This window comes from Enhygromyxa salina, assembly GCF_002994635.1.
Lineage (GTDB): Bacteria > Myxococcota_A > Polyangia > Nannocystales > Nannocystaceae > Plesiocystis > Plesiocystis salina_B.
In genome coordinates, this window is sequence record NZ_PVNL01000192.1 from 19,108 (window position 1) to 42,755 (window position 23,648).

Below are 23,648 nucleotides of genomic sequence, written 5' to 3' on the forward strand. Positions count from 1 at the left end.
CGACTCAGGGGCTGTGCAGCGACTCGAACCACCCCTGCAGCAGCGGCGCGCGGCTCGGCGGCGGCAGGTTGCTGGCTTCGTCAAACCGCCAGCCGTTGAGCCACAAGCGAACGCCTCGCAGCCGGGCGAGGTCGCGGTGCAGGCTCTCGATGTCCAGCTCGAGCGCGGCTGCCCGCGCGCACAGCTGGGGATCCGGGGGGTCTCGCTCGACGAGCGCGAGTCGGTAGCGAAGCCGGCCCTCGACGCGGATTCGCTCGAGATCATCACCAAACGCCGCGACCGCGCGCTCGAGCAGCCGCGGGAACCGGCGGGCGCTCGAGCTGCGAAACTCGAGCGCGAGCATGCGAGGACAGACCACGCGATCAGGCCGCCGCCGCGCGACGCCGTGGCGGATCGCCGTGAACACGGCTTCGACGACCCCGCGCGTGCCAGCCGGGAGCCCGAGCAGCGCGTCGACGGCGGCCGCGTCGCGCTGGCGTCCCAGTACATCCACGATCCGCCGGATCCGACCTGGCACCAGCGGGCTCAGCTCGAGCACGCGCTGACAGGAGCTGGCGTCGAGCGGGCCAGCGTCGGCGAGTGACAGCAGCGCGTCGAGCTCGGTGAGCGCGGCATGGCGCGGCCCCTCGCTCACCACCGCTCGCGTACCGCTCGCTGCATCTCGAGCTTTTGCTCGCGCTCTTTGATCGAGGCCCGCTTGTCGTGAACCTTCTTGCCGCGCGCGAGCCCGATCAGCACCTTGATGTTGCGGCCCTTGAGGTACATGGCCAGCGGGATGATCGTCAGGCCCTGCTGCTTGACCGCGTCGCGGAGGCGGTCGAGCTCGCGCCGATGCAGCAGGACCTTGCGGGGCCGCAGCGGCGGGTGGTTGCGCGCGTGGGCCTGGACGAACTCGGCCACGTGGGCCTGCATCAAGAACAGCTCGTCGCCGCGGAACTGACAGAAGGCTTCCTTGAGGCTCACCCGGTGGTCACGGATCGACTTGACCTCGCTGCCGTGGAGCATGATCCCGGCCTCGAGCTCCTCGTGGATCTCGAACTCGTGCCGCGCCTTGCGGTTGTCCTCGATCGTCTCGTCGCCGAGCTGGCGCTTTTTCTTGGTGCGGGCCAAGGGCAGCAACCTATTGCAAGCCCGCGCCGGTCGTCACCCCCAGCCGCAAAAAACTCCGCAGACCTGGGCAGACATGCTCGCCCAGCGCCGTTCAGCTCGCGGGGGCCCGGCCCCTGCGCCGGCCGCGGATCGCTCGGCCCGAGCTCAAATGGAGACGCCGGAGCCCGTGGGCCGCGGTGGCGCACGTGCTCCGGCGAAGGCTGCCGGCTGGTGAAGCTCAGGCTTCGCGGGCGATCGCGTAGCTCTTGGACAGCTCGGGATCGCGGGCGATCTCGTAGAGCATGGTCTCGAAGCTCTCGCGGTCGAGGCCGGCCTCATCGAGGATCTTGTCGGCCGCGGCCGGATCGTTGGCGATCATGTTGGCGACGGTGACGGCCTTCTCGACCTTGGGATCGAGGGCGGGCGCCTCGACGGCGTCGTCTGGCTTGTCGGCGTCGGCAGGCTTGGTCGTCGGGTCGGCCTTCTTGTCGCCCTTCGTGTCGGCCGTGGCCTGCTTGTCGGTCTTGGCCGGGTCGGCCTTGTCGCAGGCGCCAAGGGTGAGAACGAGGCCCATCAGGGTGGTGGTGATGATCGTGCGCATGGTCATGGCTCCGTTCCTCACTTGGGCCCCTGCTTGCCTGGTTTGCCCGGTTTACCCGGTTTGTCGTCGCGCTTCTCCATCTTCTCCTCGCGCTTCTCCAGCTTCTCGTCGCGCTTCTCGGCCATGTCTTCGCGCTTCTCGGCCATGTCCTCGCGCTTCTCGGCCATGTCCTCGCGCTTCTCGGCCATGTCCTCGCGCTTCTCGGCCATGTCCTCGCGCTTCTCGGCCATGTCCTCGCGCTTCTCGGCCACCTTGTCGCCGTGCTTGGCCAGCTTGTGGGCCTTCTTGGCCTGCTTCCACATGGCCTTGGCTTCAGCGTGGCGCTTGGCGGCCTTGGCGATCATCTTGTCGTGGCGTTCTTTGCCTTCGAAGCTGATCTCTTTGCCCTCTTCGTGTAGCTGCTTGCGCTTCTCGTGCAACGCCTTGCGATGTGCGCGATGCTTGATCCCGAGCTCCTTGATCTTGGCCTCGAGCTCCGCCTTCTCCTCGTCGGTCATGTCCGCGAGGTCCTCTTGGCGATCGCGGATCAACGCGGCGAGCTCCTCGCCCTGGACGCCCTTCGCGACATGCAGCTTGACCCACATCCCGAACGCCTTGCGCTTGCCCTTGCCGCGGAAGTGCTCGGCCTCGTCGTCGAGGGCCTCGGTGATGACCGCGGGTGAAACGGCAGCCTGCTCGGCGGCGTCGAGTGCCTCATCGATCTCGGCCTCCTCGAGACCTGCGTCCCGGGCTTCATCGGCGGCGATCGGGAGATCGATGACCATCAAGATGTCATCTTCGAGCGCCTCTTCTTCGCTGATCTCGACGGTGGCGGCGGCGTCGTCGGTGGGGGGAGCAGCGCTCGCCGGGATCGCCAGAGTGAGCGGCAGAGCCACTAATATCGTCTTGAAAACGGCTTGTTTCATGCGGACCTCCTTGGGGGGTCGCGCAGTGTAGCGCAGATGTCGGACGCAGGAGCACATGGGCCCTGCTACACGCCCGAGTCGGTGATGGCTCATGGAACAAAGCGCGAAGACCATCGAGCCAGGCAATGCATCGCCTGATTGATGCGCGCGGGTGCTACAGTCACGACGATGCCACGTCAGGCACCAGGGGTGCGTAGGCTCGCGCCACCGCGTGTGCAGCCGCGTCCGTTGGGCGCGAATTCGCTAGCGTCGCGAGCGGAGACGCCGCTGGCGGCGCGCGACCCTGGCTCGGGGGATCTTTTTGCGCACTACGGAGTGGGCGTCAGCCCATCGTCCGGTCAGCCGCAACCGGTCGTCGAGGGGCGACCCTGTCCGGCCTGCGGGTGGTTGCTGCGCACCGATGACCCAGCACCGTGCATGCTGTGCGGTTGCGAGCCCCACAGCGGCTGAGCAGAGCGCCTAGGCAGCGCGCCTACGCCGTCTTCTCGAGGCCCTGATCCCAGCGGCCCGACGCCGCCGCTGAATTGGCCTTTGCGCGCTGGTAGAAGGCCTTTTGGCCGGCAGCGAATTGCTCGGGCTTGCCGCCCCAGGCCTTGAGCGCGCCCTGCTGGAGCGCGCGTCCGTACGAGAAGCTGAGCTCCCACGGACTGTCGACGTGGAGCCCATTCATGGCGTTGAGATGGGCGGTTGCCAACACGTCGTCCTGGCCGCCAGACAGGAACACGATGCCCGGAACGGCGGCGGGGACGTTGCGCAGCAGGCAGCGCATGGTTCGTTGCGCGACCTCGTCCACGCTGGCCTGGGTCGGGCACGTGCTACCCGAGATGACCATGTTGGGCTTGAGCAGGATGCCCTCGAGCAGCACGTCGTGGCGGCGCAGCGCGGTGAAGACCTCGCTCAGGGTCCGCGCGGTGACCTGATCGCAGCGGTCGATGTCGTGGTCGCCGTCCATCAGGACCTCGGGCTCGACGATCGGGACGATCTCGGCTTCTTGGCAGAGCGCGGCGTAGCGGGCCAGGGCGTGGGCGTTGGCGACGATGCAGGCCTCGCTGGGGATGCCGTCACCGATCGTGATGACCGCCCGCCACTTGGCGAATCGGGCGCCCTGCTCGCGGTAGCCGAGCAGCCGGTCGCGCAGCCCGTCGAGGCCCGAGGTGACCAATTCGTTGTTGTGCAGGGCCAGCGGCTTGGCGCCCAGGTCGACCTTGATGCCGGGCATGATCCCGCGCTCGGTCAGCATCTCGGTGAACAGCCGGCCTTCCTTGGTGCGCTGGCCGAGCGTCTCTTCGAACATGATCACGCCGGAGATGAACGCCTCGACCCCGGCCGTGCTGAACAGCAATTCTCGATAGGTGCGGCGGTGCTCTTCGGTGTTCTCGACACCGATCGAGGCGAGTCGCTTGCCGATCGTCGAGAAGCTCTCATCCGCGGCCAAGATGCCCTTGGCGGGGGCGACGAGTTCGCGTGCAGTGCTGGTCAGCGTGTCCTGATTCATGATGGTCGATCTCGCCCGCGGCTCGCGGATTGCTTCGGACACTCGCTGGCGACCGGCGCGAAGTCAAGAGCGCGTATGATGCTGGCGTGGCGCCGGACCGAGCTGCGAGTAACCGACTGCTGGGCGCGGCCGTAACCGCGTGAACCAGGTCAATCGATCATGAGCGCGACCAAGCGAGGCGGGCTGCTCGACGAGCAGGCACAGCAGGCTCGGCGCCGGGAGGAGCGACGGCGCTTCATCCGGTTGGCCGCGGTCGGGACCACGGTCGCGGCGCTCGGTGGCTACTACTTCCTGGTCCCCGACGAGCAGACCAAGGCGGCCCGGCGCGAGCGGCTGCCAGATGGTCGCGCCCGGCTGCCGCCCGGGCAGAAGGTCATCGAGCAGCTCAAACCAATGGGCGGCAGCCGCGGCGACGTCCGCAAGTCTGCGTTTCGCCTGAAAGTTCATGGCGCCGTCGATGCCCCGTTCGAGCTCGACTTCGCCGAGCTCTCGTCGCTCCCGCAGGCCGAGCTCGACCTCGATGTTCACTGCGTCACCGGGTGGTCGCGGCTCGGCGCTCGCTGGCAGGGTGTGCGTGTGGCCGAGCTGGCCGCCCGCGCCCAGGTCCGGCCGACGGCGCGCCACGTGATCCTCGAGGCGGCCCACGGCTACACCGCCAACGTGCGCATTGAAGACGCGCTCGCGGACAGCTCGCTCGTGGCTCATCGCTACGAGGGCGAGCCCCTGGCCAGCCCAAACGGCGCACCCGCCCGCGCCCTGATCCCGCACCTGTACTTCTGGAAGAGCGCCAAGTGGCTCGAGGGAATTCGCTTCGTCGAGCGGGACGAGCCGGGGTTCTGGGAGGTCCGCGGCTATCACAACCACGCGGATCCGTGGCTCGAGCAGCGCTACGGGTGAGACACTGGCGAGACCGATGGCCGACGACGGACAACCCGAACCGCAACCTTCGCGCGAGCGCAAGCCAGTACGCTGGCGCCCGCGGCTGCGCTCACTGCATCGGGATCTTGGCTATCTCGTCGTTGGGTTGACGTTCGTCTACGCGTGCTCGGGGCTGGCGGTCAACCACATCGAGGACTGGGATCCCAACTACACCCAGTTCGAGCGCACCCACGTGCTCGCGTCGCCGCTGCCCGATGACGAGCGCGAAGCGGCGCGCATGGTCCTCGCGCAGCTTGGGATCGAGGAGACGCCGAGCGACGTGTTCCTGTACGAGCAGGAGCTGGAGATCCAGCTCGCGGATCGATCTCTGTTTGTCGACGGCGCGAACATGACGATCCTCGATCGCGGGCAGCACCAGCGTCGGCTCCTGCGCCTGGCCAACTGGTTGCACCTCAACCGTGGCAAGCAGGCCTGGACCGTCGTCGCCGATGGCTACGCCGTGCTGCTGTTGTTCCTGGCCAGCTCGGGCATGTTGATGTTGCCCGGCAAGAAGGGCATGGCGGGACGCGGGTGGATCTTGGTGCTGATCGGGGCCGCGGTCCCGGTTGGCTATGTACTGCTATCTGGAGGCCCTTAGGGCCACCCACGGCGGCCGCTCACTTGCGCTTGTAGGTGAGCTGGTACTCGACGGGGACCGGCAGATGCGACGAGGTGATCTTGACCTGGACCGTCACGCGACTGCCGCCGGCGTTGAGCTTGAAGTCGTTTTGACGGTCGCCGCCGACGCCGTCGAGCAGCTCGACCAGCTTGGTCCCCCGCACGCGATGGCTGACCTTGACCTTGTCGCCTTGCTTGGACTCGGTCTTGTGCGGCGTGCCGTCGAGCTGGGCCCGGTGGCCCTCGCCGTCGAACAGGATCGCCACGGCTTCATCGTCGACCCGGATCGACAGGTTCTTGGGGATTGCGTTGGTCTCCTGCAGGCGCTGGCGACCGAGCTTTCGCACCATCGGGTTGATCGCAGCGAGCGAGGTCTCGATCGCCTCGTTCACGCCGTCACGTTGTTTTTGACCGCCATCGAACACGTAGTTGCCATCGAAGGCGCGCGCATGATCGAGCGTGTCTTGGGTGATGGCCGCGGGGACCGGGAGGTCATGCAGGCTACCTGCCCAGACATCGGAGCCAATGACGAGGCCGGTCACGAGCACTAAGAAAGAGCCGAGTGATAGGGCGCACACGATTTTAGGAGTGCTCACCGCTTCACTGTACACTATCTGCAACTGTCGTCTAGAACAGACGCGCAGATAGATGCACAGTTTTTAACTACACAAAATCAAGTGCTTACGCCGAAACTGGCGTAGAAGCGCGCATTCTTCGCGCGAACGATCTTGCGCGGGGGCATGTCACAAGGTGACACTATCGGCGTGAGAGGGAGTTGGGCGTCGACTGCTGAATCGCACGTAGCTCCTCGCCAGGGCCCAGCTGCGGGGCGCGCGGGATCACGATCGCGCCGACGAGATACGCGAGCAACCCTGGACCCGTGAAGAACAGCAGCACGAACGCGAGGCGGACCAGCGTGGGGTCCCAGCCCATGCGCTCGGCGATGCCGCCGCAGACACCCAGGATCATTCGCTCATTGTTGGATCGGTACAGTTTTTGGGTCATTGCTGCTCTCGCTGGCCCCGCGTTGGGGTCGGGCCGGCGCCAGCGTGGGTTCATTTTCGGCGATGTCCAGGCCCCCGAGCCGTGCGCCATCACGCCCGGTAGACTCGCGCCCGGATGTCTCTCGTCACGCGCCCCGTTCTCGCCTCGGCACCGTTGCTCCTCACGCTCGCGCTCGGGCTCGCCGCCTGCCGCACCACGTCGAGCAAGCTGCCGCTCGAGCAGCTGCGAGACGAGGAACAGGCGGCCGAGAACCAGGGCGAGGCGAGGGAGCGGGTCGAGCCGCTGCCGGTCGAGGCGCCGACCGATCTGCTGCCCGCCGAGGTCTCGCTGCTCGCGGAGGCGATCGATCCCGAGGCGATCTTGGGCCTGCTGGCGCCGCTCGACGAGTTCGCGCAGTTCCACACCATGCGCGGGGAGCTGCGCTCGCAGATCGGCGTGGATCTGCTCGACGGGGCCCAGTGGCAGCAGGTCGGGCTCGACGTCCACGGCCCGATCGGTGTCGGTCTGCTCGATGTCGAGGCCCGGGGCTTCATTGGCTACGCGAGCCTCTCGGATCAGCCCGCGTTCGAGCGCTTCATCGAGCGCCTGGCGGACCTGAGCGGACAGCGTGACAACCTGGCTTCGGCCGAGGTCGGCCTCGCGCACGTGTACCGGTTTGGTGACGCGCTGAGCCTGGTGCTGCGCGAGGGCGTCGCGTGCGTGGTGTTGATCGAGCGTCCCGAGCGGGCCCCGCGGGACTACGCGGCGACGATCGCAACCATTGATCCACGCGAGGCGCTGAGCCGGACCGAGTCGTTCTCGTGGGCCCGGGAGCAGCTCGCGTCGGCCGATGACGGGCTGATCTTCGTGAATCCAGGCGAGCTGCGCGAGCAGATCCAGCGCGAGACCCACGACGAACGCAGCGACTGGGGAGTCCGCTACGCGCAAGAAGAGCTCGACCGGGCCCGCGCGTCGGGGCAGTCGGCGGCGACACTGCGCGAGCTCGAGCAGCGCGTCGAGGAGGAGCGACGCTGGGAGCAGGAGCGGGCGGCCCGGGAGGTCCACGAGCGCGAGCTGACTCGCAGCTTGTTCGGGCCGATCGGCGCCGCCGTGTTCGCCGCCGAGCTGCGCGCTGACGGGATCGACGGCCACGGGCGGGTGCTGATCCCGGGGGCGAGTCTGCTGGGCGATCTGTTCGCGCCGGCCGACGCGGAGTCGCCCTTGCTCCGCGCGCTCGATGAGCCGCCGCTGATGGCGATCGATGGGCGCGCCAACATGCAGGTGCTCGTGGAGTTGGTCTCGCTGCTCGCCAAGGCCGACGGGGAGGAACTGGCGTCGATCAACGCCAAGATACGATCGGAGCTCGGCGTCGACGTGCTCGGCGAGCTGATCCCGGCGCTGACCGGCGCGGGCGGCCTGATACTGACCCAGGCCAGGCAGCCCGATCCGAAGCGGCTCTCGGAGGTCCCCAACAGCCTTGGACTCGCGGCCTACGTGCAGCTGGCCAAGCCCGACGTGATGCGACGGGTGCTCGATGCCGCGAGCGCCTCGGGGGTGATGGGCGGACTGCTGACTCGAGCCAAGCGCGGCGACGCGTGGATCGTGAGCCCGCCCGAGTGGCGCGAGGTGCAGCTGTCGATCGTCGGTGATCGGCTGATCGTCAGCACCGACACCAAGCTCGCCGCCCGGATCCGAGACGCCCGGCCCGGGGCCCAGGCCGAGCAGCTCGCGGATCCGAACCACCCGCTTCGGGGGCCCTCGCCGACCCCGTCGCTGCGGATGTATCAGCGCTGGACATGGCTGGCGCTGATCGAGGCGCACGAGCCGTGGGAGCAGGACGCCGACTCGATGCTGTACGAGCTCGACGCCCACGCCACGCTCAGCCCCGAGCAGGCCGCCCAGGTCCCCAGGTCGCGCGACTTCAAGCGCAAGCACAAGGAGCTGGGCAAAGTGGTCGACGAGCTCAACGCGTACCAGCGTCGGCAGGCGACGCAGGAGTTCGAGCGCGCCCTCGGGTTCATGGCCGATCTCGGTGACGCCGGCCTGCAGATCGACCGGCTCAGCGACGGGCTGGACGTTCACGCGCAGTGGCGGATGGCCTCGACCTCATCCCCGCTGGCGGTCCCGCTGCGGTGGTTCATGATGGGCGACGACATGGGGCGCGACTGGGCCGAGTATGAGGACATCCAGTCGCGCATCTCGGTGCTGCGCGAGGAGCTGGTTCAGATCCGCCAGGCCGATCTCGACGCCGCCGCGGCCAAGCTTTGATGCGGCGTCAGCTCGCCATGCAGGAGTCGAACACGTCCTGGCACGCCTGGATCTGCAGCTCGCCGTCCGCACACGCGATGCACAGCTGATGTTGGTCGAGGCACTCGTCGAGGTTGGGGTTCTCGTCGACCTGACACTCGTCGGCAAACCCGGCCGTGCACGAGTCGAACCCGCCCGCGCACAGCTCGACCTTCTCGGGGGTGTCGGCTAGCTCGGTGCAGTCGGCATAGTCGGCGAGGCAGGCCTCGAGCTCGTCGGCAGGGCAGCCGCCGCACTCGGGGCACTCGCCCGGGTCGATGCACTGATCGTAGAGCGCCTCGCAGGCTTCGACGTCCTGCAGGGTCTCGGCGCTGTCGATGCAGTTGCCAAATAGATCGATGCACACGCCTGGATCGTCGCCGGTCTCGCCCTCGTCCTCACCGCCGTCGTCGCTGCTGCCCTCGCTGCCCTCGTCACCCTCGTCGCCCTCGTCGCCCTCGTCGGCGCCCGTGTCCTCGGCTGCGTCGTCGTCCCAGCCGCCCTCGCACGACTCGTAGCAGTACTTGACGTCGTCCTCGCACCACTGCTCGTCCTGGTCGTTGTTGGCGTTGTCGAGGCACGCCTCGTACTCCTCGTCGCACCACTCGAACACGTCCTCGCCGTGCTCGTCCCACAACAGCCAGTGACAACCGCCGACGCTGACGAGGCCGCCTGCGAGCGCACCCGTGAGCGCGAGCTTGACCAGGGGGTTGCGAGACGGAGAGACGAAGTGGCGCTTGCGTGACGACATCGCGTCATTCGATTACCATCCATTGCTGATGATTCAAATGTGAATTGGGTGAGCGGCCCGACTCGGGGATGGTTGGTGACTCGGACCACGCTCGCGCGCGCGGGCTCGACTTCGCGCGACCGCTCGATTGGGGTTCGGAGCGACCGATGACCGACGTTGCCGGGAGGTTTCCGATCGAAAGACCGCGGCGGCGGGTCGACCCTGAGGTTTTGCTCCTGCTCGCGGCGCGCGTCGGAAAAAAACCGTGGCGAAGTGAGACGCTGCGTCGTGCAACTGCGCTTGCGTGGCGGCGATGGTGATGCGACAGCTCGCGCATGCCCGATCTCCCGCGCGCCGCCGCCGAGCTCGCCCGCCTGATCGATCACACGCTGCTGGTGCCGAGCGCGACAGCGAGCGCGATCGATCAGCTCTGTGCCGAGGCCCGCACCCGTGAGCTGTTCTCGGTCTGCGTGAACCCGTGCTGGGTCACGCGGGCCAAGCGGCAGCTCGCCGGAAGCGAGGCGCGGGTGTGCACGGTCATCGGGTTTCCGCTGGGGGCGACCACGACGGCGAGCAAGGCCGCCGAGGCGCGGGTGGCCGTCGAGCACGGCGCGGACGAGCTCGACATGGTCATGAACGTGGGGTGGTTCCTCGACGGGCGCCACGACCAGGTCCGCGACGACATCGCGCGGGTGGTGGACGCGGCGCAGGGCCGGGTCGTGAAGGTCATCTTGGAGATCGCGCTGCTGGAGGCGGAGATGATCGCCGACGCGAGCGCGCTCGCGGTCGCGGGTGGAGCGAGCTTCGTGAAGACTTCTACCGGGTTCGGGCCGGGCGGCGCGACCGTGGAGGCGGTGGCGGTGATGCGGCGGGCTGTCGGTGAGACGATCGGCGTCAAGGCGTCTGGTGGGATCCGCGACGCCGCGACGGCCCGGGCCATGATCGAGGCCGGGGCCTCGCGGATCGGCGCGAGCGCCTCGCTGCGGATCCTCGACGAGTGGTAGGCGGCGCGCGCCGATGGTTTGTGCGAGCATGACGGAGCGTGCCCGCGCGTCCGCCAGCAGCTCGTCACGATCAGCCGCCCCGCTGCAGCTCCGACCGTGAGCGCGCGCTGCTGAGGCGCATGTGCGAGCGGGCCGAGGTCGCGTTCACCGAGTGGGAGTGCGCGCGGCTGCTCACCGAGTTCAAGCGCAATTTATCGGAGGCGCAGTGGGTCTCGCTGCGCGATGACGTGCGGGTCGAGACCAACGAGGACGCGCTGCGCTCGCTGATCGTGTTCGGGTTCGAGAACCGCCGACTCAAGCGCCTGCGCCTGCGCGGGCGTGGCCGCGATCGCGTGTGGGCCGAGGCGGACCACAAGCGACGCATGACCACGCTCATGCGCTCCGGCCGGTAGCGCGCCGAGAGCTACAGCTCGGCGTTTTCCAGCACGGCGGCGGCTCCGAGGCCGCCCGCGGCACACAGGCCCAGCAGCGCGAAGGCCTTGCCCGTGAGATGCAGCTCGTTGGCGACGGTCGTGACCATGCGGGCCCCGGTGGCGCCGAACGGGTGACCGAGGGCGACCGAGCCGCCGTGGACATTGAGGATCGCGGGGTCGACCTCGCCGACGGCCTTGTCGCGGCCGAGTCGGGCCTTGGCGAAGTTGTCGCTGGCGAGCATGGACAGCACGCTGAGCACCTGGGCGGCGAAGGCCTCGTGCATGTCGACGAGGTCCATGTCGCTGAGCTCGTAGCCGGCCCGGGCCAGCGCCTGCGGCATCGCCAGCGCGGGGCCCATCAGCAGCTGATCGGCGGGATCGCAGCCGACGTAGGACCACGAGGCGAACCGAGCGAGCGGCGTGTAGCCGAGGGCCTTGGCCTTTTCTTCGCTCATGATCAGGACCGCGGACGCGCCGTCGGTCAGCGGGCTCGAGTTGCCGGCCGTGAGGCTGCCGTTCTTGTTGAACACCGGGCGCAGCTTGGCGAGCTTCTCTACGCTGGTGTCGCCGCGGACGATCGTGTCTTGGTGGACCCACTTGCCGCTCGGGGTCTCGACCGGCGCGACCTCGTCGCGGAACCGACCCGAGGCGATCGCCTCGGCCGCGCGGTGGTGGCTGCGGGCCGCGAACTCGTCTTGGGCCTGACGGCTGATCTCGTTGCGAACCGCCATCTTCTCGGCGCTCTCGCCCATGAGCTCGCCGGTCGTGCGCTCGGCGATCTTGGGGATCCTGGGCAGGATCTCGGTGATCGGCATCAGCTGGCTGAGCACGCCGAGCATGTCGCGGGGCGTCGCCTTGCCCTTGTTGGGGCCCATCATCATCGGACCGAGGGCGCGCACGAGCTTCTGCGGGACCTTGAGCTCGGCGTTCGAGGTCGAGTCCGAGCCACCCGCGATGACCACGTCGGCCTCACCGCGCTCGATCGCTGCGACCGCGAGGGTGATCGCCTGCAGCCCGCTGGCGCACGCGCGCGTGCAGGTCATGGCCTCGACCGAGGGCGGGAGGCCGAGATCCAGGGCGATCTCGCGGCCGACGTTGGGCGCGGCGCTGGGCAGGATCACGCCGCCCCACACGATCGAGTCGAGCTCGCGGCGGGGCAGCTCGGTCCGCTTGAGCAGGGCCGAGACGGCGGCGTCACCGAGCGCGATGGTGTCGAGCGGCAGGAACTCGGCGAACGCCTTGACGAAGGGAGTGCGGACGCCGGACACGATCACGGCGCGCTGTTTGGTTTGGTCTTGCTTGCTGACTGGCATGGTGAGGTCGGTTCTGGGCGCGGGCCAGGTGGCTGACCCGGTAGCGGACGGCGTGCGAGCGCTAGTTCGTGGTGGGAGCGTGCTGAGTCAGGACGGGATCAGGACCCGACGAACGACTGCCCGCACACGCGCAGGACGTTGCCGGTGAGCCCCTGGCTGGCGGGCGTCGCCAAGAAGGTGATCGCGTCGCCGATGTCGCGCGGCATCCCGCCCTGGCCGAGGCTGGACAGCCGCCGGCCGACCTCGCGGATCATCACGGGGATCGCCGCGGTCAGCCGGGTCTCGATGAAGCCCGGCGCGATCGCGTTGACGGTGACGCCGCGGCCCTCGAGCTCGTCGGCGAGCCGGCGGACGTAGCCGATCACGCCGGCCTTGGTCGCGGCGTAGTTGGTCTGGCCCAGGTTGCCAGCGATCCCGGCGATCGAGCTGAGCACGATCACGCGGCCGTCGTCGAGCAGCGGGCCGTCGTCGCCGATCAGCGCGTCGTTGATCCGAACGATCGCCTGGAGGTTGATCGAGAACACCTGATCCCAGTGCTCGGGGGACATCCGGGCGAGGGTCTTGTCGCGGGTGATGCCGGCGTTGTGGACGACAATGTCGACGCCGCCGTGATCCTCGCGCAGGGTCTTGGCGATCAGCGCGGGCGCCTCCGGATCGCTCACGTCGGCGAGCAGCGGGGTGCCGCCGATCTCCAGGGCGACGGCGCTGAGCAGCTCGTCGTCGGCGGGGCGATCGAGGCAGACCACGTGGGCGCCCTCGTCGGCGAGCAGCTTGGCGGTGGCCTTGCCGATCCCGCGCGCGGCTCCGGTGACCAGCGCGACCTTGCCCTCGAGCGAGCGGACGAACGCTGGCTCGAACGCGGCGAGGCCCTCGTCGTCGAGGGCCCGGGCGCTGACATGAAGCGGCTGACCCGAAATGAACGCGCTGCGCTTGGACAGCAAGAACCGCAGCGGGCCGGGGATCAGGGCCTCCGCGGCCTCTTCGACGAATAACACGTTGACGGTCGTCCCGGTCTTGCCGAGCTCCTTGCCGAGCGACCGGCAGAACCCTTCGATCGCAGCCTGGGCGCCCGCGACCTCGGGACTGCGGGCGGAGCCGGGCGGTCGCGCGAGCAGGACCACGCGCCCGCACTTTCGCAGGCTGCGGACCAGCGGGTGAAAGAACTCGTAGAGGCTGCGCAGGCCCGCGGTGTCGGTGATCTGCGTGGCGTCGAACACCATCGCGTCGAGCCTCAGCTTGTCGGGGAGCGCATCGAGCAGCAGTCCCCGCGGCGGACGGCCCCAGGCGTCGCCGTGGGCGAGGAAGGCCGGGGGAATGTGGGCGTCACCGACGACTAGCGGCGTGGCGCCGGCTTGGGTCAACGTCTTGGCGAGCACGTCGATCAGCGCCGACTCGCCGGGCCCCGCGTAGCCGCCTACGGCGATCTCGTAGTCGTGGAGCGGGCGCGCTTCCATTGGGCCCTTGGCCCGCGCGAGCGCCTGGGGGATCGGGAGGGGGAGGCCGAGGGTCTTGACCAGGCGACGGGCCTGGGGGTTCTTACCGAGTTGCAGCAGGATGTCGTTCATGATCGTGTGCTCTGTGTTGCAGGCCTGGCACCGCGTACGGTGCCGGCGAGGTAAGGGGAGGCGCCGGGGGCCGCCGCGACCCAGATGCGATCCTGGGTCTGATCGCGCTCGGGCTCACCCGGTTCACCCGGCTCGTCGGCTTGCAGATACAGGCCGACCTTGGCGGGTAAGGTCAGGGGCTTGGTGAATTTCACGTCGACGCAGCGGATCGCCGTGGGCGAGCCGCCGTAGCGCGAGCGGACCAGCCGCTCCCAGGCCATCGCCATGCTGGCGAAGCCATGCAGGATCGTGTTGCGAAACCCAAACGCGCGGGCATAGGGCGGGAGCCAGTGGACCGGGTTGAAGTCACCAGTCAACATCGCAAAGGCCAAGCCGGCGTTGGGGGCGAGCTTCCAGCGGGCGAGCTCCTCGGCGTCGAGGGGGACCCGCTCGGGCTGCGGCTTGCTCTGACCCGAGCGCTTGGAGCCGCCGCCGAGCGGCACGATCGCATACATCGTCGCGACGATCGCCCGAGGGTTCGCGGCGGTTCCAGTCACGACCTGATGCTCGAGCACCGCGCGACGCTCGTTCTCGTCGATGCTGACCAGGCGGGCGCTGACCTCGAGCGGCTCGTCGTTGGCGAGCGTCCCGTTGACCTCGACGCGGCAGCCGCCGTTGAGCACCTTGAACAGCGGGTAGGGGATCTGCTCGAGGGTCTTCGCCGCCAGCGGAAAGCCCCACTGTGGCCACAGGTGGGGCGGCACGGTGTGCTTGTAGCTGCTGGGATCGCCCCCGCAAAACCGCACGTAGTCACGGATCAGCTCGCGCGGGCGCGGGCTGAGCGTTTGGTGCAGCTCGGGGCTGGGCAGCTCGGGCAGGCTCTCGGGGCCCGCACCGGTGACGGACCGGCGCAGGGCAGTGAGTGCCGTGGCTCCGATCGACGCGATCACGGATCCCTGACTGCGGATATGCTTGGTCGGTAGCGGCATGTCGATTGGTCCTGCTGGGTCGGCTCTTTGGTTTGGATCATTCCGCCGCGGCGCGCTCGTCGGTGATGCGCTTGCGGGCGAGATCGGCGAGCAGCCGCCGGCCCGTGGTGGTGATCTCGTCGAGCAAGAACCTGTCGCGCGGCTCGGCGCGGTCTAGCCAGCGCTCGCACAGCTCACGCCGCTGTTCGTGCGCCTGGGCCTGGGCCAGCAGGATCTCGGCGATCTGGACGTCGACGAGGATCCGGGTGAGCCGCTCGGCGTGGAGCATGGCCCAGGCGAAGTCGCGCTTGGGGTTCCAGTCCTTCAAGAACGCCTCGGACCAGCGTGCCATGGGCTTGTCCGACAGCGAACGGACCTTGTCGGTCGCGGTCTTGCGCAGCAACAATTGCGTGGCGTCGTAGGCAATGACCTGCAGCTTGGCGACCCGGCGCTCGAGCGGATCCCGGGCCGAGAGCGCGCGCCAGCGGGCCTGGGCCAGCTCGCGCACGAACTTCTGCGGGTCTTTCATGACCCCGGCCAGGGTGTCTTTCATGGCCATCAGCGACTGGATCTGGCTGGTGCCCTCGTAGATCGGCAGGATCATCGCGTCGCGCAGCAGCTTCTCGGCCCCGTACTCTTTGATGTAGCCGTTGCCGCCGTGGATCTGCACGCAGCGCCGGGCGTGCTCGACGGCCCGCTCACCCGCGAAGTACTTGAGCAGCGGGGTGGCCCGGCGCGCGGCGGCCTTGTGCTTGATGATCTCCGCGTCGATCTCGTCGGCCGGGACCGGGGCGAGCTCGGGCATGTGGTCGCGGGCGAGCTCGAGCTTGGTGGCGATCTCTTCGTGCCAGGCCGCGTGCATGGCCAGGGCCCGCGTCGCCTGGATCTCGGTCCGCATCTCGTCGAGCAGGTCCGCGACCATCTCGTGCTGATCGATGGTCTTGCCCATCGACGGCCGTTCGCGCGCGTAGGCGAGCGCCTTGCGATACGCGGCCTCCATCAGCCCGAGCGCCTCGAAGCCCACGCCGATCCGGGCGTTGTTCATCAGCGTGAGCATGTACTTGAAGCCCTCGCCGCGCTGGCCGAGCAGGTGCGCGGGGCTGCGATCGAAGCTGATCGCGCAGGTCGCCGAGGCGTGGTGACCCATCTTCTCTTCGAGGCGGTCGACGGTGGCGTAGCGGGTGCGCCCGTCGGCGGTGTCCTCGTAGGCGGGGACCAAGAAGAAGCTCAGGCCGCCGAGGCCCGCGTAGGCGTCGTCTTCGCTGCCGACCGCGGCCTGCTCGGTGCGGGCGATCACGAAGTGGAACCGAGCGTGGCCCGACGTGATGAAGATCTTCTGACCGCTGACGAACCAGTCGCCGTGCTCGTCGACCTCGCCGACGCAGCGCAGGGCGGCCATGTCGGAGCCGGCGTCGGGCTCGGTGATGTCCATCGCGCCCCAGCTCTCGCCCGCGCCGATCTCTTCGATCCAGTCCTGAAACCGGGTGCTGGTGATGCAGCCCTGCTCGGCGTCGAACGAGGAGCTGCCCTCGCGGATCGAGAACACCAGCATCGCCATGGCCATGCCGCCGTGGAAGCCAAAGTGGGTCGTGACCGACTGATCCCCGCGCGACAGCAGCTCGGTGGTGATCATGTAGAGGATCAGCGCGCTGTTCATCCCGCCGAACTCGCGCGGCAGCGACATCCAGTGCAGGTCGAGCTGCTTCATGCGCTCGAAGATCAGGCGCATGCGCTCGCCCGGGACCACCTCGCCGTCGACCAGGGCAGGGGACTCACGATCGAGCTGTTCCCAGTGCGGCGCGACCTCCTCGGCCACGAACGCGCCGATCATGCTGGCGAAGTCACGGTAGGTCTCGACGCCCTCGGCGACGGTCTCGGGCCCACCCTCGGCTCGAAAATTCCACTCGGCCAGGCGCACGATCGGATCCCAATCGAGGCCGTGGTCGAAGTACCAGCGCAGGTCGTCGTTGTCGTCGAAGAAGTTGGCCATGGTCTGCTTTCAGCTCGGGCGAGGGGGCTGCCTGTGGGCAGCGAACTCAGTGGGGTGACTCGTTGGCTTGGGAGGCGACGCCCGCTGGGCGCGGGCGAAACAGGCTGGTCTTGGCGATCCGCAGCAGCTCGGCGGTGTGGCGCTCGAGCAGCAGCTCGCGCGGCTCGTGCTCGGGCGCGAGCGCGACCAGGGTCTCGAAGGTCGCGAGGCTGCCGATCACCAGGACCGTCATGTGGGCCACGTAGGACTGCGGGTCGGCCTCGAACCGGACCCGGCCCTGCTCTTGGCCGCGGCGAATGTAGTTGGAGACGATCGTCACCCACGGGCGCACGTGCAGCTCGATCAGCGGCTGCATTTGCTGGGGTCGATCCAGCAGCTCGCGCAGGATCAGCCGGGCCCGATCGTGATCCTCGGCGAAGAACGCGACCGTCTTCGAGAGCACGGCGTCGAACTGCTCCGAGCCGGTGGTCGCCGCCATCAGCAGCTTGGGCAGCACGTCATTCCAGTGGGCGAGCAGCTGCTCGAGCACCGCCTGGCGCAGCGTGTCCTTGGTGCCGTAGTGGTACAGCAGCGAGGGCTTGCGGATCCCGACGCGCTTGGAGATGTCGGCCAGGGACACGCCGTCGAATCCATGGGCGGCGAACAGACGCCGCGCGTGGTCGAGGATCTGCTGCGCGATGTCCGCGCGTGTGCTGCGAGGGGTAGGCACGTGACTACCGGTCAGGGTGATCCTCCCTACCACTCGGTAGTCTGAGGATCAAGCCCCGGTCGCGCCCATTTCGCGCCCCTAGCGATCGAGCATCTTGCGGACCCTCTCCAGCAGCGCGGCCGCCCGGAACGGCTTCTCGATCAGCTCGATGCCGCCGAGCGCCTCGATCTTGTCTTGGGCCAGCTGCCCGGCCGTGAACCCGCTCATGAACAAGATCTTGATGTCCGGCTGGAGCGCGCGCAGCTTGGTGGCCAGGTCGAGGCCGCCGAGCCGGGGCATCACGAAGTCGGTGAGCACCAGATCGATGGTGCCCGCGTGGGCATGAAACAGCTCGAGCGACGCCTCGCCGTCCTCGGCGGTGTGCACCGCGTAGCCGCTCAGCGCGAGGATCTGCTCGACGGTTCGACGCACGGGCGCCTCGTCTTCGACCACCAGCACGGTCTCGTGGCGCTGGGTCGAGTCGAGCTCGGGCTCCTCGCGCTCGGGGTCGCGGCGCTCCTGATCGGCGGGCGCCTCGACGCAGGGCAGCCAGATCTCGAAGGTCGTGCCGACGCCGAGCTTGGTGGTGACGGTCAGGGCCCCGTCTGACTGCTGGACGATCCCCAGCACCGTCGAGAGCCCGAGGCCGGTGCCCTTGCCGACGCCCTTGGTCGTGTAGAACGGCTCGAAGATGTGGGCGATCGACTCCGGCTTCATGCCCATGCCGGTGTCGCTGACCTCGAGCACGACCCAGTCGCCCGGGCGCACGTCGTGGGGCTGGCCGGGGCGCAGCTGCGTGAGCCGCTCGGCGCGGGTCGCAAGCCAGACCTTGCCGCCGGGGTCGCTCGCGTCGCGGGCGTTGATGACGAGGTTGAGGATCACCTGCTCGAGCTGCCCCGGGTCGACGCGAACCCGCCCCAGCTGCTCCCCGAGGCGGACGTGGAGCTCGTACTCGGCCCCGAGCAAGCGCTCGAGGATCGCGCCACCGCGCTCGACCAGCGCGTTCAGATCGACGACTTCGGGCTGCAACACCTGGCGGCGGGAGAAGGCCAGCAGCTGGCGGGTGAGCGAGGCCCCGCGCTCGGCGGCCTCACGGATCACCCGGACCTCGGCGGCGCCAGTGTCGCTGCCCGGCCCCTGCGGATCGACGCGCATCCGGGCGCTGAGGACGTCAGTCGAGCCGATGATCGTCGTGAGCAGGTTGTTGAAGTCGTGGGCCACGCCGCCCGCGAGCTGACCGATCGCCTCCATCTTCTGCGACTGCCGCAGCTGATCCTCGAGCGCGACGCGCTTGGCCTGGCCGCGCTCGCGCTCGCTGATCTCGACCTCGAGCTGGGTCTTCGACGCGGCGAGCTCATCGGCTCGGCGTCGCAGCTCGGCGTTGAGGGTCTCGAGCTCGTTGTAGTAGCGCGCGTTCTCGAGCGAAATCGCCGCTTGCGACAGCAGGATCTGCAGCACCTCGGTGCGCGAGTTCGTGAACGCGCCCGCGGTGAGCTCATTCTCCAGGTACAGGACCCCGACCAGCCCGTCCTTGTGGCGGATCGGCGTGCACAACACCGACTTGAGCCGCCGCCGAACCACGTGGGGCTCGTCGGTGAAGGGCCCGCGGCGGTGGGCGTCCTCGAGCACCACGTTGTCACCACTGCGGAGCACGTGGCGCACGATCCCGACGGCCAGATCCGCGTCGGCGAGCGGGCGCTTGTCGTGCAGCTCGACCGCGTCGATCTCGCTGCTCGCCGCTGCTTCGATCCGAAAGTCGTCCTCGGACTCGAGGATCAAGAAGCCCCGGTTGGCGCCCGCGTTGAGCAAGATGATCCGCATCATCCGCGCGAGCAGGCGGTCGAGATCGATCTCGCTGGAGATGGCCTGGGAGGCCCGGGTGACGGTGGCGAGATCCAGCGCCTGGGAGCTGGCCGACCCCGGCCAGTGCTCGGAGGTCCGGCTGAATTTGCTGGTGTGGGTGTCGAGCGCCAGCTCGTGGACGAGCTGGGGGTGCTCGGCCTCGAGCAAGCGCAGCTTTTTACGCGCGCCCCAGCTGCGGTAGCCCGCGAGCGCGGCGGCCATGAACGGTCGGGCCAGGCGGTGACTGCCCCGGGCCAGCCACATGCGGGCCGCGAGCTCGCTGGCCAGCGCGTGGACGTGGGTGAAGCGATGGGTGAGGGCGCTGGCGATCGCCCGCTCGTACAGATCGAGGGCCGCGAGCAGCTCACCATCGAGCCGGGCCAGCTCGGCCGCGACCAGCAGGTGCTTGTGCTCGAAGTTCTGCGGCGCGCTCTTGGCCCACTGGGCCAGCTGATCTTGGTTGTGCTCGATGGTCGTGAGCGCGAGCCGACGGCGATCTTCAGGCAGGTCGGGCAGCGAAGCCGCGAGCGCCAGCGAGTGATAGAAGTTGCGGTCGGCGAGCGCGACGTGACCGACCGCGTAGGGCAGCGACTCCTTGCTGGCGGCGATACACGCGAGCGCGGCGGCCGGATCGCCGTGGAGGTAGCTCAGCTGCGCGCTGTAGATCTGGTACACGCAGATCGCAATGTGGCTGTGCCGCTGACGGCAGTCGGCCAGGAACTCGCGCTCGAGCTCCGCGAGCCCGCGGACCTCACCCGCGGGCAGATCACCGAGCAGCGCCGCGACGATCAGCTGGACCCCGCGCACGACGTTGGCGGCGTACACGTGGTTGATGTCGATCAGCCGCGGCAGCGCGCGGGCGAGCTCGCCCTCGAGCCGGGACAGCGGGGTGCCGGCGAACAGGTGCAGCAGCTGGCGCTGGTAGTGGATGTAGCCGACAAACTGCAGCTGGCCGGCGTCCCTGGCCGCCTGCTCACCGCGGTCGTTGAGCGCCTCGCACTCGTCGATCGCCGCGCACCAGGGCAGCAGGAACCCCGCCACGATGTAGCAAGCGCGAGCCTCTTGCGCGAGGTCGTTGTGCTTGCGGGCGAGCGCGAGCGCGAGCTTGCCCCACTCGTACGCGGCCTCGTGGTCACCGAGCACGGCGCCGACAAAGGTCCCGTGGTTGGCGTAGCCAAACGCCGACTCCGGCAGCGACCCATGCGCGAGCGTCAGGTTGACGAGCTGCAGGGTCACGAGCGGGAACAGCCGGGAGTCGTCGCTGTAGGCCGCGCTCATCATCGTCGCCAACAGCCGCGCCGCGCCGCGGGTGTCACGTCGCTGCATGTCGGGCAGCTCGATCAGCGTGGCGAGCGGGCGCCCGCCCAGGCGCTCGAGCAGTCGCTCGCGGTACTCGGCGAGCGCGGCGGTGAGCGCCTGGTCGATGGCGTCGTCACCCACGGGCAGCTCGATGCCCAGCAGCGCGAGCCCGCGGGCCCCGGTCTCGATCGCCTCGGCGTAGTGCGCGGCCATGGTCTGCTGCGACACCAGCAGGTCGAACAGCTCGACTCGATCGACCGGATCGTGGACGTACTCCAGGGCCGTCGCGATGCGTGCGCGCGACGAGTCGAGCTCGTCGCTCAGATACTCGGCGATCGCCAGCTCGCGGTGCAGCCCCAGCGCGAGCTCGTAGTGCTCGCGCCATGAGCGGGGGACGCTGGCGGACTCATCCATGGGGTCGCGCGCGTCCACCAGATCGATCAGGTCGAGACACGCGATGCCCGTCCGCAGGTAGCGAACGGCGGTCTCGTAGGCGGTGGCCTTGTGGGCGCGCTCGCCCGCGAGCCGGGCGAGCTCGCCGAGCCGCGCGAGCGCGCGGGCGTCGGTGATCAGCGCGCGACCGATGTCGAGGTGATCGACGATGTTGAACACACGCTCGGCGAGCCGATCCGCGGGGGTGTTGGCCAACAACATCTCGCCAATTCGCAGGTGCGCCGCGGCTCGCTCGTGGGGTGGCAACAGCCCATAGGCCGCCTCGCGCACCCGATTGTGGACGAAGTCCCAGCGCTCGTCGTCGCGCAGGAGGATCATCCCGGCTCGGGCCGCGGTCCGCAGGTCGTGGACCGTCGCGGAGGTCGGGGCGTCGTTGATCGCGGCGACGGTCTCGGGCGTGAACGAGCCGCTCAGGCAGGCCGCGGTGCGGAGCGCCTCGCGGGTCGACGCGGGCAGCTGCAGCAGCCGCCGGGCGAGCAGCTCGCCGACGGACTCGCTGGCCTGCATCTGGCGGAGTCCGACCTCGTCCCAAGTCCAGCTCACGCTCGGCTTTGCGTCGAGATCGTCGCGCAGCTCGAGCGGCGCGTCGGCGGTGAGCAGCTGCTCTTCCCACGCCATCTGCAAGAAGGTCCGGACGAACAGCGGGTTCCCAGCGGTGCGCTCGACCACGAGCTCGGCGAGCGCACGCGGTCGCGGCGGGGCGCCGCCGAGCGTCACGCTGATCAGCGTCTCGACCTCGGCCACGCCCAGCGCGCGCAGCGACAGCTCGATGGCCGAGGGGTGCTGGCGGCGGAGGTTGGCGAGCGAGCGGCCGGTCGGGTGGGTGGGACCGAGCTCGTCATCGCGGACCGAAGTGACCAGCAACAGGTGGCGCTGCTCATCGTCGGACGCGAGCAGCTCGAGCAGCGCGAGGCTGCCCGGGTCGGCCCACTGCAGGTCATCCAAGAACAAGGTAAGCGGGTGGTCACGAGTGGCGCAGGCCCGGACGAACCGACGCAGCACCTGGTTGAAGCGCTGCTGCGACTCCTCGGGGCCGAGCGGCGCGACAGCTGGCAGCGGGCCGACGATCGGCTCCATCTCGGGGACCACGTCGAGCAGGATCCGGCCGTTGATCGCCAGCGCGTCCGAGAGCCGCGCGCGCCAGCTGCTGAACTCGTCCATGCCCGCGCCGAGGATCCGCCCGGCCAGGGTTCGAAACGCGGTGGCGAACGCCTCGTAGGCCGCGCCGCCGCCGAGCTGACTGAACTTGCCGCTGATGAAGGTGCCTGGGCGCGCGCGCAGCCGGGTCTCGAGCTCGCTGACCAGGGCCGACTTGCCGACGCCCGAGCTGCCCGAGATCAACACGATCGTCGCGTCGCCGCGCTGGGTCTGCGCCCACGCGCGCTCGAGCGTCTCGAGCTCGAGGTCACGGCCGAACAGCTTGGTGGAGACGCGCAGCTCGGGCCCGCGATCGTGCGCGCCGAGCTCGAACGGGGGGACGGACAACCCGAGCGAGGTCGGCTCGCGGACCCGGTCGTTGGCGTGAAGCCGCAGCAGGTCCCGCACGCGCAGCAGATCATGGTGAAGGCCACGGCTGGTCTGGTAACGGTCCTCCGGGGCCTTGGCGAGCAGCTTCAAGATGATGCGCGACAGCTGCTCGGGGGTCTCGGGGCGCAGGTCCGTCGGCGGATCGGGCAGCTTGGCGAGGTGACAGTGGACCAGCTCGAGCGCGTCGGCGGCCGCGAACGGGACCTGACCACACAGCAGCTCGTACAAGGTGACGCCGAGCGAGTAGAGATCCGCGCGGTGATCGAGGGCCCGGTTCATGCGCCCGGTCTGCTCGGGCGAGATGTACGCGAGCGTCCCCTCGAGGCGACTGGGCGAGATCGTCAGCTGCTCGCCGTCGTCGAGCCGCGCCGACACGCCGAAGTCGATGAACTTCAGGTGCTCGCCATCGGCGTCGATCAGGATGTTGTGGGGCTTGACGTCTTTGTGAATGACGCCGCGGGCGTGGATCGCCGAGAGCCCGCGCGCGAGCTGAACCGCGATCTCGAGCAGCCGGTCGATGCTGAATCCATGCGCGGGGATCCGCTCGGCCAGCGACACACCCTCGAAGTCTTCCATGACGATCGCCGCCGCCGGCCCGGCGACCTCGAAGCTCAGATAGCGGACCACGTTCGCGTGGACGACCATCTGCCCGATCTCCCACTCCCGACGCAGGCGCGCGATCGCCTGCGAGCCCGGCCGACCTGAAGCCACGGTCTTGAGCACGACGGACACCCCGTCGTGTTGACGGCGCGCGCGGAGGATCTGCGACCGCGATCCCGCGTGGATCAGGGGTCCCGGTTCGAAGCCCGGAAACGACATGGATTAACGGCCCCCACGAACATCTGGAGCGCTGTCGCGGCTAGGCGTCTCACGATGGTGGCACCGAGGATGCTGCCCGCCGCGCTCAGCCTGTCGGCAATTCCTGCGCGTCGTTCCGTGCCCGCGGCGGCGACACGAGAACGTGCACACGACACTGACACA

19 protein-coding genes are annotated in these 23,648 nt (G+C 69.0%); 5 read left to right on the forward strand and 14 right to left on the reverse strand.

Annotated features, from left to right (window positions below; translation table 11 throughout):
* Positions 1 to 4: 4 nt before the first annotated feature.
* The 5 genes from ENSA7_RS41690 to ENSA7_RS41710 form a co-directional block, all read right to left on the reverse strand.
* The gene (locus tag ENSA7_RS41690) at positions 5 to 634 is read right to left on the reverse strand and encodes a hypothetical protein (protein WP_146158771.1); all 630 of its coding nucleotides are present in this window, start codon (positions 632 to 634) and stop codon (positions 5 to 7) included.
* Complete coding sequence (smpB, locus tag ENSA7_RS41695; RefSeq protein ID WP_106095036.1) at positions 631 to 1,110, reverse strand: SsrA-binding protein SmpB; 480 nt, start codon at positions 1,108 to 1,110, stop codon at positions 631 to 633. Before smpB ends, ENSA7_RS41690 begins: the two co-directional genes overlap by 4 nt.
* 217 nt (positions 1,111 to 1,327) lie before the next feature.
* The gene (locus ENSA7_RS41700) at positions 1,328 to 1,690 is read right to left on the reverse strand and encodes a hypothetical protein (RefSeq protein ID WP_146158772.1); all 363 of its coding nucleotides are present in this window, start codon (positions 1,688 to 1,690) and stop codon (positions 1,328 to 1,330) included.
* 17 nt (positions 1,691 to 1,707) lie between these two features.
* A complete protein-coding gene (locus ENSA7_RS44930; protein WP_181234674.1) occupies positions 1,708 to 2,595 on the reverse strand; it encodes a hypothetical protein in 888 nt (295 codons plus the stop codon).
* A 472-nt stretch (positions 2,596 to 3,067) separates the two neighbouring features.
* Positions 3,068 to 4,090, reverse strand: coding sequence for a class I fructose-bisphosphate aldolase (locus tag ENSA7_RS41710; RefSeq protein WP_106094996.1), 1,023 nt, complete (start codon positions 4,088 to 4,090; stop codon positions 3,068 to 3,070).
* A 159-nt stretch (positions 4,091 to 4,249) separates the two neighbouring features.
* Here ENSA7_RS41710 and ENSA7_RS41715 point away from each other — a divergent pair, with 159 nt between their 5' ends.
* Positions 4,250 to 4,987, forward strand: coding sequence for a molybdopterin-dependent oxidoreductase (locus tag ENSA7_RS41715; protein ID WP_106094997.1), 738 nt, complete (start codon positions 4,250 to 4,252; stop codon positions 4,985 to 4,987).
* A 16-nt stretch (positions 4,988 to 5,003) separates the two neighbouring features.
* A complete protein-coding gene (locus ENSA7_RS41720; protein ID WP_106094998.1) occupies positions 5,004 to 5,606 on the forward strand; it encodes a hypothetical protein in 603 nt (200 codons plus the stop codon).
* Positions 5,607 to 5,625: 19 nt separating this feature from the next.
* Here the strand turns inward: ENSA7_RS41720 and ENSA7_RS41725 are convergent, their stop codons facing one another.
* A complete protein-coding gene (locus tag ENSA7_RS41725; RefSeq protein WP_146158775.1) occupies positions 5,626 to 6,168 on the reverse strand; it encodes a hypothetical protein in 543 nt (180 codons plus the stop codon).
* Positions 6,169 to 6,382: 214 nt separating this feature from the next.
* Positions 6,383 to 6,631 (reverse strand): PspC domain-containing protein, encoded by a 249-nt coding sequence (locus ENSA7_RS41730; protein ID WP_106095000.1) that lies wholly within the window; start codon positions 6,629 to 6,631, stop codon positions 6,383 to 6,385.
* A 114-nt stretch (positions 6,632 to 6,745) separates the two neighbouring features.
* Between ENSA7_RS41730 and ENSA7_RS41735 the strand changes: the two genes are divergently transcribed.
* Entirely contained in the window at positions 6,746 to 8,878 is a 2,133-nt protein-coding gene (locus ENSA7_RS41735) for a hypothetical protein (RefSeq protein WP_106095001.1), read from the forward strand.
* Between the two features lie 7 nt (positions 8,879 to 8,885).
* On the opposite strand, the gene ENSA7_RS41740 is transcribed toward ENSA7_RS41735, so the two are convergent.
* Positions 8,886 to 9,647: a hypothetical protein gene (locus ENSA7_RS41740; protein ID WP_106095002.1), complete on the reverse strand. Its 762-nt coding sequence runs from the start codon at positions 9,645 to 9,647 to the stop codon at positions 8,886 to 8,888.
* Positions 9,648 to 9,961: 314 nt separating this feature from the next.
* Here ENSA7_RS41740 and deoC point away from each other — a divergent pair, with 314 nt between their 5' ends.
* Together deoC and ENSA7_RS41750 are read left to right on the forward strand one after the other, a co-directional pair.
* The gene (gene deoC, locus ENSA7_RS41745; protein WP_106095003.1) at positions 9,962 to 10,630 is read left to right on the forward strand and encodes a deoxyribose-phosphate aldolase; all 669 of its coding nucleotides are present in this window, start codon (positions 9,962 to 9,964) and stop codon (positions 10,628 to 10,630) included.
* A gap of 38 nt (positions 10,631 to 10,668) precedes the next feature.
* Positions 10,669 to 11,022: a hypothetical protein gene (locus tag ENSA7_RS41750; RefSeq protein WP_146158776.1), complete on the forward strand. Its 354-nt coding sequence runs from the start codon at positions 10,669 to 10,671 to the stop codon at positions 11,020 to 11,022.
* Between the two features lie 11 nt (positions 11,023 to 11,033).
* On the opposite strand, the gene ENSA7_RS41755 is transcribed toward ENSA7_RS41750, so the two are convergent.
* The 6 genes from ENSA7_RS41755 to ENSA7_RS41780 form a co-directional block, all read right to left on the reverse strand.
* The gene (locus ENSA7_RS41755; protein WP_106095005.1) at positions 11,034 to 12,356 is read right to left on the reverse strand and encodes an acetyl-CoA C-acyltransferase; all 1,323 of its coding nucleotides are present in this window, start codon (positions 12,354 to 12,356) and stop codon (positions 11,034 to 11,036) included.
* Between the two features lie 98 nt (positions 12,357 to 12,454).
* Positions 12,455 to 13,921, reverse strand: coding sequence for a 3-oxoacyl-ACP reductase (locus ENSA7_RS41760; protein ID WP_106095006.1), 1,467 nt, complete (start codon positions 13,919 to 13,921; stop codon positions 12,455 to 12,457).
* Positions 13,918 to 14,889 (reverse strand): MaoC family dehydratase, encoded by a 972-nt coding sequence (locus ENSA7_RS41765; RefSeq protein ID WP_106095007.1) that lies wholly within the window; start codon positions 14,887 to 14,889, stop codon positions 13,918 to 13,920. Before ENSA7_RS41765 ends, ENSA7_RS41760 begins: the two co-directional genes overlap by 4 nt.
* Before the next feature lie 37 nt (positions 14,890 to 14,926).
* Positions 14,927 to 16,858, reverse strand: coding sequence for an acyl-CoA dehydrogenase family protein (locus ENSA7_RS41770; RefSeq protein WP_106095008.1), 1,932 nt, complete (start codon positions 16,856 to 16,858; stop codon positions 14,927 to 14,929).
* 46 nt (positions 16,859 to 16,904) lie between these two features.
* Positions 16,905 to 17,567, reverse strand: coding sequence for a TetR/AcrR family transcriptional regulator (locus ENSA7_RS41775; RefSeq protein ID WP_181234676.1), 663 nt, complete (start codon positions 17,565 to 17,567; stop codon positions 16,905 to 16,907).
* Positions 17,568 to 17,645: 78 nt separating this feature from the next.
* The gene (locus tag ENSA7_RS41780) at positions 17,646 to 23,486 is read right to left on the reverse strand and encodes a protein kinase domain-containing protein (protein ID WP_106095010.1); all 5,841 of its coding nucleotides are present in this window, start codon (positions 23,484 to 23,486) and stop codon (positions 17,646 to 17,648) included.
* Between the last annotated feature and the right edge of the window lie 162 nt (positions 23,487 to 23,648).

Excerpts from the sequence above, each read along its gene's own strand:
- ENSA7_RS41700 (WP_146158772.1), bottom strand. The coding sequence starts at position 1,690 with ATGCGCACGATCATCACCACCACCCTGATGGGCCTCGTTCTCACCCTT.
- ENSA7_RS44930 (WP_181234674.1), bottom strand. The coding sequence starts at position 2,595 with ATGAAACAAGCCGTTTTCAAGACGATATTAGTGGCTCTGCCGCTCACT.
- ENSA7_RS41710 (WP_106094996.1), bottom strand. The coding sequence starts at position 4,090 with ATGAATCAGGACACGCTGACCAGCACTGCACGCGAACTCGTCGCCCCC.
- ENSA7_RS41715 (WP_106094997.1), top strand. The coding sequence starts at position 4,250 with ATGAGCGCGACCAAGCGAGGCGGGCTGCTCGACGAGCAGGCACAGCAG.
- ENSA7_RS41720 (WP_106094998.1), top strand. The coding sequence starts at position 5,004 with ATGGCCGACGACGGACAACCCGAACCGCAACCTTCGCGCGAGCGCAAG.
- ENSA7_RS41730 (WP_106095000.1), bottom strand. The coding sequence starts at position 6,631 with ATGACCCAAAAACTGTACCGATCCAACAATGAGCGAATGATCCTGGGT.
- ENSA7_RS41735 (WP_106095001.1), top strand. The coding sequence starts at position 6,746 with ATGTCTCTCGTCACGCGCCCCGTTCTCGCCTCGGCACCGTTGCTCCTC.
- ENSA7_RS41740 (WP_106095002.1), bottom strand. The coding sequence starts at position 9,647 with ATGTCGTCACGCAAGCGCCACTTCGTCTCTCCGTCTCGCAACCCCCTG.
- deoC (WP_106095003.1), top strand. The coding sequence starts at position 9,962 with ATGCCCGATCTCCCGCGCGCCGCCGCCGAGCTCGCCCGCCTGATCGAT.
- ENSA7_RS41755 (WP_106095005.1), bottom strand. The coding sequence starts at position 12,356 with ATGCCAGTCAGCAAGCAAGACCAAACCAAACAGCGCGCCGTGATCGTG.
- ENSA7_RS41760 (WP_106095006.1), bottom strand. The coding sequence starts at position 13,921 with ATGAACGACATCCTGCTGCAACTCGGTAAGAACCCCCAGGCCCGTCGC.
- ENSA7_RS41765 (WP_106095007.1), bottom strand. The coding sequence starts at position 14,889 with ATGCCGCTACCGACCAAGCATATCCGCAGTCAGGGATCCGTGATCGCG.
- ENSA7_RS41770 (WP_106095008.1), bottom strand. The coding sequence starts at position 16,858 with ATGGCCAACTTCTTCGACGACAACGACGACCTGCGCTGGTACTTCGAC.
- ENSA7_RS41780 (WP_106095010.1), bottom strand. The coding sequence starts at position 23,486 with ATGTCGTTTCCGGGCTTCGAACCGGGACCCCTGATCCACGCGGGATCG.